This window comes from Pseudomonas sp. BJa5 (assembly GCF_030272875.2).
In the GTDB taxonomy this organism is placed as follows: domain Bacteria; phylum Pseudomonadota; class Gammaproteobacteria; order Pseudomonadales; family Pseudomonadaceae; genus Aquipseudomonas.
Genome location: NZ_JALRNG020000045.1, coordinates 36,325 through 47,786, shown reverse-complemented (window position 1 = coordinate 47,786; position 11,462 = coordinate 36,325). Strand labels below are relative to the sequence as shown.

The window sequence follows — 11,462 nt, the reverse complement described above, 5'->3', positions numbered from 1 at the left end:
AACTTCGCGACTTCAGGAGGCCGAGCGTAGGTGTCTGGAGGGGGCGGGTGCGTAGCACCCTTCGGCGTAGCCGAAGAGCGCGAGCCGTAGACTTGGCGCAGCAAGTCGTAGGCCGCGAAGCCCCTGGAAGACACCGTAGCGAGGGGACCCGTAGCGAAGCGGAGGGCCGTATGTAGGAGCGAGCGGTTTTGGTTCCTTTTGCCAAGACAAAAGGAACCCGCCGTAAGGGCGGAAGGGGCCGCCAGCGTCGCCGCATGGAATGGATAAGCTTGCCACCTCAACACCCAAGCCCAAGCCCAAGCCCAAGCCCAAGGATCATAATCCCCAGGATTCCGTTAGGAACCTAATTTTCCCAATGTTTCGTCCGTTTTACCGGGATAGCTGAGCCTTCGCTCCACGCCCACGTGCCCGGATGAACACCCATGAATGCCGAAAAATCCCTGAAACTCGCCCGTCGTTTCCTCGAGTTGCCCCTGGAGAAGCGCAAGGTCTTCCTCGACACCCTGAGTGCCGAAGGGCTGGATTTTTCGCAGTTCCCGATCGCTTCGGCTGAGGGTGCACCCGGGCGTGAGGAACTGTCCTACGCCCAGCAGCGCATGTGGTTCCTCTGGCGCCTGGACCCACGCGGCAGCAGCTACAACATCCCCAGCGCCGCGCGCCTGCGTGGTCCGTTGCAGCCGGCGGCGGTGGATGCGGCCATCGCCAGCCTGGTCGAGCGCCATGCCACCTTGCGCTGCGTGTTCGAGCAGGACGAAGACGGCCGCGTGCTGTGCAAGCCGGCCGCGCAGCTGCCGCAGGTCAGTCATGAAGACTGCGGCGAGCGGCTGCTCGATGACGCCGCCCTGGCCCGGGAGGTCGAGGCCGAGTCGGCGCGGCCTTTCGATCTGGAAAAGGGACCGCTGCTGCGCGTACGCCTGCTGCGCCTGGCCAAGGAGCACCATGTGCTGCTGCTGACGGTGCACCATATCGTCGCCGATGGTTGGTCGATGGGGGTCATGCTCGAAGCCTTCAGCCGCTGCTATGAAGCCCATTGCCAGGGGCGCCCGGCCGAGCTGCCGGCGCTGGCCATCGAATACGCCGACTACGGCCTGTGGCAACGGCGCTGGCTGGAAGCCGGCGAGCAGGCGCGGCAACTGGCCTACTGGCAAGCGCAACTGGGTGACGAACAGCCGTTGCTGGAGCTGCCCCTGGATCACCCGCGCAGCGCCGTGCAGGACCGCCGCGCCGGACGCCTGGAATGGGCTCTGGAGCCGCAGCTGGTACAACGCCTTACCGCCTTGGCCGCTGAACATGGGCTGACCCTGTCGATGGTGCTGCTGGCCGGGTTCCAGCTGCTGTTGCAACGCTACAGCCAGCTGCGCGATATCCGCGTGGGCATGCCGATCGCCAACCGCAACCGGGTCGAGACCGAAGGCCTGATCGGCTTTTTCGTCAACACCCTGGTGCTGCGCAGCCAGATCGAGCCCGGGATGAGCGTGGCCGAACTGCTGGCCCAGGTCCGCGAGGCGGCCCTCGGCGCCCAGGCCCACCAGGAACTGCCGTTCGAACGCCTGGTGGAGGCGTTGCAGGTGGAGCGCCGTGCCGGGGTCAACCCGCTGTTCCAGGTGCTTTACAACCATCAGGCCGAAGGCGGCCAGCTGCAGGCGCTGAAGATGGCCACGGGGCTTGAGATCAGCCCGCTGTCCTGGCGCTCGCGCACCTCGCCGTTCGATCTGGGCCTGGACACCTACGAGCGCGGCGGTCAGCTGCATGCGGCGTTCAACTACGGCCAGGCCTTGTTCGAACCGGCCAGCATCGAGCGCCTGCGCCGGCACTGGGAGAACCTGCTGCAGGCACTGTGCGCCGGGGGCGACACCCGGCTCGACGCCTTGCCGATGCTCGACACGCAGGAGCGCGCCGCCTGCCTGGCCGATGCCCGGCCAGCGCCCCAGGCGTTCGCGGCTGCAACGGTGATCGAACTGCTGCAGCAGCGCACTGCGACCCCGAACCCGGCGGTAATCTGCGCAGGCGAGGCGCTCAGCGATGACCAGCTCCAGCGCCAGGCCAACCGCCTGGCGCAGCGCCTGATGGCAGCCGGTTGTGGCCCGGAAACCCGGGTGGGCATTGCCGTCGAGCGCAGCGCGCAGATGATCGTCGGCCTGCTGGCCGTGCTCAAGGCCGGCGCCGCCTATGTGCCGCTGGACCCGGAACTGCCTCGCGAGCGCCTGCAGTACATGATCGAGGACAGCGGCATCGGCCACCTGCTGACCCAGTCGCAGCTGTTGGAGCGGTTGCCCGGCTGCGAGCAACTGGAGGTGCTGTTGCTCGACCAGGACCACACCGACTGGCCGGACAGCGAACCGCAGGTGCGGGTGCTGCCCGAGCACCTGGCCTATGTGATCTACACCTCCGGCTCCACCGGGCGGCCCAAGGGCGTGATGATCAGCCATGGCGCCCTGGCCAACTATGTACAGGGCATCGCCCGGGTGCTGCCGCTGGAGCAGGTGCGAAGCCTTGCGATCGTCTCGACCCTGTCGGCGGACCTCGGTCACACCACGCTGTTCCCGGCCCTGTGTGCCGGGCGCACCCTGCATGTGATCGACCGCGACACGGCGCTGGATGCCGAGCGTTTCGCCGCCTACATGAGCGAGCACCGTGTCGATGTGCTGAAGATCGTGCCCTCGCACATGGATGCCTTGCTCGGCGAGCTGGCCGACCCCCGGGCCATGCCCCGGCACACCCTGGTGCTGGGCGGCGAAGCCTGTTCGGCGGCGCTGCTGCAGCGCCTGCGCTCGGTGGCGGGGGACTGTCGGATTCTCAACCACTATGGCCCGACCGAAACCACCGTGGGGGTGCTGACCCGCGATGCACAGCTCACCGCCGAAGGCCAGCGCCTGGCCTTGGGCCGGCCCCTGGCCAATGTCGCCTTGAGCGTGCTGGACGAGGCCCTGATGCCGGTGCCGGACTCGGTGCCTGGCGAGCTGTACCTGGGTGGGGCAGGCGTGGCACGTGGTTATCTGGACCGCCCGGGGCTGACCGCCGAACGCTTCGTGCCCGACCCCTACGGTGCCCCGGGCAGCCGCGTCTACCGCAGCGCCGACCTGGTGCGCCGGGATGCCGAGGGGGTGGTCGACTATGTCGGGCGTAGCGACCATCAGGTCAAGATTCGCGGCTTTCGCGTCGAGCTGGGCGAAATCGCCGCCAGCCTGCAGGCACAACCCCAGGTGCGTGAAGCCGTGGTGCGGGTGGTCGGCAGCGGGGCCTCGGCGCAGCTGGTGGCCTGGCTGGTGCTCGACGGCGACCCGCCCGCGGCAACTGCGTTGGCCGCGCTGCGCCAGCAGCTGGCCCAGAGCCTGCCGGAGTACATGATCCCGGCCCAGTTGCTGACCCTGCCGGCATTGCCGCTGACCCTCAACGGCAAGCTCGACGTCCAGGCCCTGCCGCAGCCGACGGCCCTGGCCGGCGGCGAGTTCCAGGCGCCGCACAGCGAGTTGCAAGTCCGCCTGGCCGAAGTCTGGCGCGATGTACTGAAGGTCGAGCGGGTCGGGCTGGGCGACAACTTCTTCGCCCTCGGCGGTCACTCGCTGCTGGCGACCCGGGTGATCGCCCGCCTGCGTAGCCGCCTGGGCCTGGAGGTGCCGCTGCGCAGCCTGTTCGAAAGCACAAGCTTCGGCCAGTGGTGCACAGCGGTCGAGCAACTGGCGCCGGGCAGCGGGCGCGCGCAGATCCAGGCCCTGGACCGCGCCGCCGACCTGCCGGCGTCCCATGCCCAGTATCGGCAATGGCTGTTCTGGAGCCTCAACCCGCACAACCCCGCCTACAACACACCGATTGTGGTGCGCCTGCGCGGCGAGCTGAACCTGGCGGCGCTGCAAGGCGCGTTCGATGCGCTGGTGGCCCGTCACGAACCGCTGCGCACCACCTTCCGCCTGGAGGGCGACACCTTGCTGCAGGTCATTCACCCTGCCGCACCGGTCGCCGTGGAGCTCGAATCGCTGCGCCATGCCAACGGCTGGGCCGACGAGGGCCTGGTGCGCCAGCGGGCGATCGAGGAAACCCAGCGCCTGTTCGACCTCAACAACGGGCCGCTGCTGCGGGTCAAGCTGCTGCAGTGCGCCGAGGATGAGCATGTGCTGGTGCTGACCCTGCACCACATCGTCTGCGATGGCTGGTCGATGGATGTCATGGCCCGCGAGTTCGTCGCCAGCTACCAGGCGCTGTGCCAGGGCCGGGTGGCGCAGCAGGCGCCGTTGGCGGTGCACTACGCCGACTACGCCCAGTGGCAGCGGCAGTGGCTGGCCGAGGGCGAAATGCAGCGTCAGCTGGACTACTGGACGGCGCAACTGGGCGGCGAGCAACCGCTGCTGGAGCTGCCCCTGGATCATCCGCGCGTGCCCGGGGCGGTGCTGCGCGAAGGGCGCATCGACCTGCGCCTGCCGGTTGCCCTCGACGCGCAACTGCGGCGCTTCCTGGCCGAGCACAACATGACCCAGTTCCAGCTGTTCCTGGGGGTGTTCGGCCTGCTGCTGCAACGCTACAGCGGCCAGGCGGACCTGCGCATTGGCGTGCCGATCAGCAACCGCAACTGTGAAGAGGTCGAAGGCCTGATCGGCTTCTTCGTCAACACCCTGGTGCTGCGCCTGCAGATCGATCCGCGCCTGCCGGCGCTTGAGCACCTGGGGCAGGTACGTGACCGGGTGCTGGCCGCCCAGGCCCACCAGGACCTGCCGTTCGACAAGCTGGTCGAAGCCCTCAATCCCCAGCGCCTGGCCGACCGCAACCCGTTGTTCCAGGTCATGTACAACCACCTGTCCAGCCGCGAAGGCGAGGTGGGCGGCAACAGCCTGCCCGGGATCGTCGCCCAGGAGCTGCCGCTCGACGGCATCACCGCCCAGTTCGACCTGACCCTGGAAACCCTGGAGACCCGCGATGCTATCCAGGTGTCGATGCTGTACGCCGCCGACCTGTTCGAGCGCACGCGCATCGAACAGATGCTCGGTCACTGGCTGAACCTGCTCCAGGCCCTGGTCAGCGCCCCGGCCACGCCAGTGGCGGCACTGCCGATGCTCGATGTGCGGGAGCAGCAGCTGCCGGTCATCGAGGCAACGCCGCCAGCGATGGCGGCCAGCATCATCGAGCTGTTTGAAGCGCAAGCTGCGACGAAGCCGACCGAGGTCGCGCTGATCCTCGGCGAGCAGACCCTGAGCTATGGCGAGCTTTGCCAGCGCGTCGAGCACCTGGCCGCGCACCTGCAGGACATGGGCGCAGGGCCGGAAACACTGGTAGGCATCTGCGCGCCCCGTGGCTTCGAGCTGATTGTCGCCATGCTCGCAGTGCACAAGGCGGGCGCCGCCTATGTGCCGCTGGACCCGGCCTATCCGGCCGAACGCCTGCAGCACATGGTCAACGACAGTGGCCTTGCGGTGTTGCTCTGCGACAACCCGGCGCCGTGGATGCAGGCCCTCACGGCGGTCCGCCTGAGCCCGTTGTGTGCGCAAGACAACACGGTGTTCAAGCCGCTGGCGGTACAGCCGCAAAGCCTTGCCTATGTCATCTACACCTCCGGCTCCACCGGCCTGCCCAAGGGCGTGGCGGTCAGCCAGGGCGCCCTGGCCATGCATTGCCAGGCGGCGGCAAGCCTGTATGGGCTCGGCGCCGGCGACGGCGTGCTGCAGTTCGCCTCGGCCAGTTTCGACGCTGCGGCCGAGCAGATCTTCATGAGCCTGATCAGCGGCGCCCGGCTGCTGCTGGGCGAGGTGGCGCAGTGGAGCAGTGACGAGCTGGCCGACCAGTTGCAACGCCATCGTATCGACCTGGTCGACCTGCCACCGGCCTACCTCGGCCAGTTCGATCAGGCCTTGGGCGCCAGTGGCCGGCAGGTCGCGGTGCGCACCTGCGTGCTCGGTGGCGAGGCCTGGGACGAGCAACTGATCCAGGGCCTGCGCCAGGTTCGTTTCGAGCGCCTGTTCAATGCTTATGGCCCGACGGAAGCGGTGATCAGTCCCCTGGTCGAGCACTACCGAGCGGGCACCGGGCAGGGCGGCAAGCCGGCCATTGGCCGGCCGCTGGGGCAGCGTTGCGCCTGGCTGGTCGATGACGAATTGAACCGGGTCCCCGAAGGAGTACGGGGTGAACTGCTGATTGGTGGCCAGGGGCTGGCGCGCGGCTACTTGCAGCAACCTGGCCTGACGGCCGAGCGCTTCGTGCCCGATCCGTTCGGGGCGGCGGGGGCGCGGCTGTACCGCACGGGCGATGCCGGGCGCTACCTGGACGATGGCCGGGTGCTGTTCGCCGGGCGCGTCGACGCGCAAGTGAAGATTCGCGGTTTCCGTATCGAGCCGGGCGAGATCGAGGCAGCCCTGCTGGCGCTGCCCGGCGTGCGTGAAGCGGCGGTGCTCGCCCAGCCGGGGCCGTCCGGCGCGCGCCTGGTGGCTTATGTCGCAGGTGCCGGGCTGGACGTCGCTGCGTTGCAGGCACGGCTACGCGAGCGCCTGCCCGAACACATGGTGCCCCGGCGCATCCTGTGCCTGGCGCAACTGCCGCTGACCCTCAACGGCAAGCTCGACCGCAACGCCTTGCCGGCAGTGGATGAGCAGGACGTGGCGCAACCGTACCAGGCCCCGGGCAACGACCTGGAGCGTGAGATCGCCCAGCTCTGGGCCCAGGTGCTGCGCCTGCCTCAAGTCGGTGTGACGGAAAACTTCTTCGAACTGGGCGGCGACTCGATCATCTCCATCCAGGTGGTCAGCCGCGCGCGTCAGCTGGGCATCCAGTTTTCCCCGGCCGACCTGTTCAAGCACCAGACCGTGCAGGCGCTGGCGCGTATCGCCCGGCGCGGTGAAGCGAGCGTCGATATCGACCAGGGGCCGGTCAGTGGCGAGCAGGTGCTGCAGCCGGCGCAACAGCGCTTCTTCGCCGAAGCCATCCCCGAGCGTCATCACTGGAACCAGACCATTCTCCTGAGCGCCACGGCACCGCTTGAGGCCAAGTGGCTGGAGCAGGCCCTGCACACCCTGGTGGAGCACCACGACAGCCTGCGCAGCCGCTTCAGCCACGGCGCGTCCGGCTGGCAGGCGCAGATTGCCGACCTGCAAAGGCCCCGGCACACACTGTTGTGGCGTGCCAGTGTCGCAGCCGGCGAGTCGGTGCAGGCCCTGTGCGAGCAGGCCCAACGCAGCCTCGACCTGGAAGCCGGACCGCTGCTGCGCGGCCTGCTGATCGACGGCGCGGACGGCTCCCAGCGGGTGCTGCTGACCGTGCACCACCTGGTGATCGATGGCGTGTCGTGGCGGGTGCTGCTCGAAGACCTGCAACGCGTCTACAGCCAGTTGTGCGCGGGCCAGCCGGTGCAACTGCCGGCCCGGACCACCTCGACCCAACGCTGGGCCCGGCGCCTGGCCGAGCAGGCGCAGAGCCCGGCGTGGGGCGATGCCGCCGCGCACTGGCAGGCGCTGCTGGCCGGGGCCGATGGCCGCCTGCCGGTCGCCGATCCCCAGGTGCCGTGCCTGAACCGCGATGCCCGGAGCATCAAGGTCCAACTCGACAGCGAACGCACCCGCCAGTTGCTGCAACAGGCCCCGGCGGCCTACCGCACCCAGGTCAACGACCTGCTGCTGACGGCCCTGGCCCGGGTGGTTGCCGATTGGACCGGTCGCCCCGAGGTGCTGCTCGAACTGGAAGGCCACGGTCGCGAAGGGCTGTTCGACGACCTCGACCCGAGCCGCACCCTGGGCTGGTTCACCAGCCTGTTCCCGGTGCGCCTGAGCGTTGCCGAGGACCGCGTGGGCAGCCTCAAGCAGATCAAGGAACAGCTGCGCGCCATTCCCCACCGCGGCGTGAGTTTCGGCGTGCTGCGCTACCTGGGCGAGGCGGCTGTGCAACAGGCCCTGGCGGCCTTGCCGGTGCCGCGCATCACCTTCAACTACCTGGGCCAGTTCGATGGCAGTTTCCAGGCCGACGAGGGTGCCTTGTTCGTGCCCTGCAGCGATGCCTTCGGACCGACCCAGAACGAACAGGCGCCGCTGGGCAACTGGTTGAGCATCGACGGCCAGGTCTATGGCGGCCAGTTGACCCTGAACTGGACCTTCAGCACCGCCATGTTCGAGCCGGCGCTGATCGAGACGCTGTCCGCCGCCTATATCGCCGAGCTGCAAGCGCTGATCGGCGACTGCCTGGACAGTCGCGCCGGTGCGGTCACGCCTTCGGACTTCCCGCTGGCCGGCCTGAGCCAGGCCGAACTCGACCGCCTGCCGGTGGCCGCGCGGGAGATCGAAGACCTCTACCCACTCTCGCCCCTGCAGCAGGGCCTGCTATTCCATGCACGCTACGGCCAGACCCAGGGCGACTACATCAACCAGACCTGCGTGGATATCCAGGGGCTGCACGTCGAGCGCTTCGAACAGGCCTGGCAGGACGCCTTGCAGGCCCACCCGATCCTGCGCAGCGGGTTCATCTGGCAAGGCGAGATGCGCCAGCCGTTGCAACTGGTGCAGCGCGATGTGCCCGTGCAGATCGCCCGCCACGACTGGCGTGGGCGCGCGGATGTGGCACGGGCACTGGCAGCGCTGGAGCAGCAGGAGCGCGAGCGGCCGTTCGAGCTGAGCCAGGCACCGCTGCTGCGCTTGATGCTGGTGCGTCTGGGCGAGGACCGCTATCGGCTGATCTACACCAACCACCACATCCTGCTCGACGGCTGGAGCAACGCCCGCTTGATCGGCGAGGTGCTGGCGCGTTATCGGGGCCAGGCCATCGCCGCGGCGCCGGGCAGCTACCGCGACTATATCCAGTGGCTGCAGGCGCGGGATGTGCAGGGCGATCGCCAGTTCTGGCAAACGCAGCTGGCCCGTTTGCCGGCACCGACGCGGCTGTCCCAGGCGCTGCAGGGGCTGGCAGACGATAGCGGCGTGTCCACCCAGGGCCATGGCGACCTGCGCAGCCACCTGGATGAGCAGGCCACAGCGCGTTTGGTGCAGGCGGCGCGCCAGGCCAAGGTCACGGTCAATACTCTGGTCCAGGCCGCCTGGCTGGTGCTGCTGCAACGCTGCACCGACCAGGCGGCGGTGGCGGTCGGGGCCACGGTGGCCGGGCGTCCGGGCGACCTGCCGGGCATCGAGACGCAGGTGGGGTTGTTCATCAACACCTTGCCGCTGATCGCCGAGCCGCGTCCGCAGCAGGCCCTGGGCGCCTGGCTGGCTGAGCTGCAGGCGCTCAACCTGGCCCTGCGCGAACATGAGCACACGCCCTTGTACGAGATCCAGTCCTGGGCCGGGCTGGGCGGCGATGCGCTGTTCGACAGCATCCTGGTATTCGAGAACTACCCGCTGGCCGAAGCCCTGCAGGGCAGTGCGACGGGCGACCTGCAGTTCGGCCTGCCGGTCAACCACGAGCAGACCCACTATCCGCTGACCCTGGCCGTGGCCCTGGATGGGCAACTGAGCATTCACTACAGCTACCTGCGCGAAGCCTTCGACGACCGGCAGGTGGCCTGCCTGAACCAGTACCTTCTGGGGTTGCTGCAGCAGATCGCCGAGGCCTCGCTGGCGTTGCCGGTGGGCGAGTTGCAACTGCTCGATGCTGTGCAGCAGGCCGAGCGCCTGCACGCCGGCAGTGACTGCCCGGGGCAGTTCCCCGGCAGCCGCTCGTTGCCCGCCATGATCGCCGCCCACGCCCGCCAGCGGCCACAGGCGACGGCCCTGATCGCCGGCGAGCGGCAGGTGAGCTTCGCCGAGCTTGAGCAGGCCTCCAACCGCCTGGCCCGTTACCTTTCGGGGCTCGGGGTCGGGCGCGGGGTCAAGGTCGGGGTGGCCCTGGCCCGTGGCGTCGAGGTGCCGATCGCCTTGCTGGCGATCATCAAGACCGGTGCGGCCTATGTGCCGATGGACGCCAGCTACCCCGCCGAGCGCCTGGCCTATATGGTCGAGGACAGCGGCATGACCCTGCTGCTGAGCCAGCGCGAGCTGGCGGCGCAACTGGACTGCCCGGCGCGGGTGCAGGTGTTGCTGCTCGACGAGCTGGCCACAACGCTCAAGGACCTGCCGGACCAGACGCCGGCTGTGGCGATCGACGCGCAGGACCTGGCCTACGTGATCTACACCTCCGGCTCCACCGGCCAGCCCAAGGGCGTGTGTGTCAGCCACGGGCCCTTGAGCATGCATTGCCAGGCGATCGCCGAGCGCTACGAAATGCGCGAGGACGACTGCGAACTGCACTTCTTGTCCTTTGCCTTCGACGGTGCCCATGAACGCTGGCTGACCGCCTTGACCAGCGGCGCCAGCCTGCTGATTCGCGACGACAGCCTGTGGACCCCAAGCCAGACCCTGGAGGCCATGAAACAGCATGGCGTCAGCGTCGCGGCCTTCCCGCCGCTGTACCTGCATCAGCTGGCCGAGTGCGCGCTGCAGCAGGGTCGGCCGCAACGCCTGCGGGTGCTGTGCTTCGGCGGCGATGCAGTGCCGCGGGCCAGTTTCGACCTGGTTCGCCGCGCGCTCGACCCGCAGTACATGATCAACGGCTACGGGCCGACCGAAACCGTGGTCACGCCGCTGATCTGGAAGGCCGGGCGCGAAGACCACTGCCCCACGGCCTACGCGCCGATCGGCCAGCGCATCGGCCAGCGCAGCGGCTATGTGCTCGACGCCTGCCTGAACCTGGTGGCCAAGGGCATGCCGGGCGAGCTGTACCTGGGCGGCGAGGGCGTTGCCCTGGGTTACCTGCAGCGTCCGGGCCTGACCGCCGACCGCTTCGTCTGCGACCCGTTCGACCCGCAGGGGGGGCGCCTGTACCGCAGTGGCGACCTGGTGCGCGAACTGCCATGCGGCAACCTGGAATACCTCGGACGCCTGGACAACCAGGTGAAGATCCGTGGCTTCCGGGTCGAGACCGGCGAGATCGAAGCGCGCTTGCAACAGCTGCCCGAGGTGGCCGAAGCGGCGGTGATCGCCAGTTCTGGTGCCCAGGGCCAGCAGTTGCATGCCTACCTGGTGGCGGTGGATGCCGCGCTCCATACCGACGAGCAAGCGGCCCAGCAGACGCGCCAGCAGGTACGCCAGGCGCTGGGCAAGACGCTGCCGGACTACATGGTGCCGGCCAGCTTCACCTGGCTCGGGCAGTTGCCGCTGTCGCCCAACGGCAAGCTCGACCGCAAGGCCCTGCCGCTGCCCGAGCCGGTCGCTTCCGGGCGCCCCTATGTGGCGCCGCAGTCGGAACTGGAACAGCAGATTGCGCGGATCTGGCAGGAGGTCCTGCAGCTGCAGCAGGTGGGGCTGGACGATCACTTCTTCGAACTGGGCGGGCATTCCCTGCTGGCCACCCAGGTGACTGCGCGGGTGGAGACCGAGCTGGGCGTCAGTGTGCCGCTGGACCTGCTGTTCAAGGCCGAATCGCTTAAAGACTACGTAGCGTCAACCGTCCCTTATCTGAGTCTGGGTTGCGAGAGCGATCTCAACGAACTGCACGACTTCCTCTCGGAATTGGAGACGATCTGA

At 68.5% G+C, this 11,462-nt stretch carries 1 protein-coding gene and 4 pseudogenes; all 5 read left to right on the top strand.

Annotation, left to right across the window (positions count from 1 at the left end; translation table 11 throughout):
- Nucleotides 1–422: 422 nt before the first annotated feature.
- Nucleotides 423–1,886 (top strand): annotated as a pseudogene (locus M2D63_RS22065) (condensation domain-containing protein); the annotation flags it as partial.
- A pseudogene (locus M2D63_RS22060) lies at nt 1,875–3,362 on the top strand (amino acid adenylation domain-containing protein); the annotation flags it as partial. The pseudogenes M2D63_RS22065 and M2D63_RS22060, both read left to right, overlap by 12 nt.
- Nucleotides 3,345–9,554, top strand: a pseudogene (locus M2D63_RS22055) (amino acid adenylation domain-containing protein); the annotation flags it as partial. The pseudogenes M2D63_RS22060 and M2D63_RS22055, both read left to right, overlap by 18 nt.
- 75 nt (nt 9,555–9,629) lie before the next feature.
- Nucleotides 9,630–11,099 (top strand): annotated as a pseudogene (locus tag M2D63_RS22050) (amino acid adenylation domain-containing protein); the annotation flags it as partial.
- A gap of 66 nt (nt 11,100–11,165) precedes the next feature.
- Nucleotides 11,166–11,462 carry a phosphopantetheine-binding protein gene (locus tag M2D63_RS22045; protein ID WP_405310759.1) on the top strand — a complete coding sequence of 99 codons (297 nt, stop codon included), beginning with the start codon at nt 11,166–11,168 and terminating at the stop codon, nt 11,460–11,462.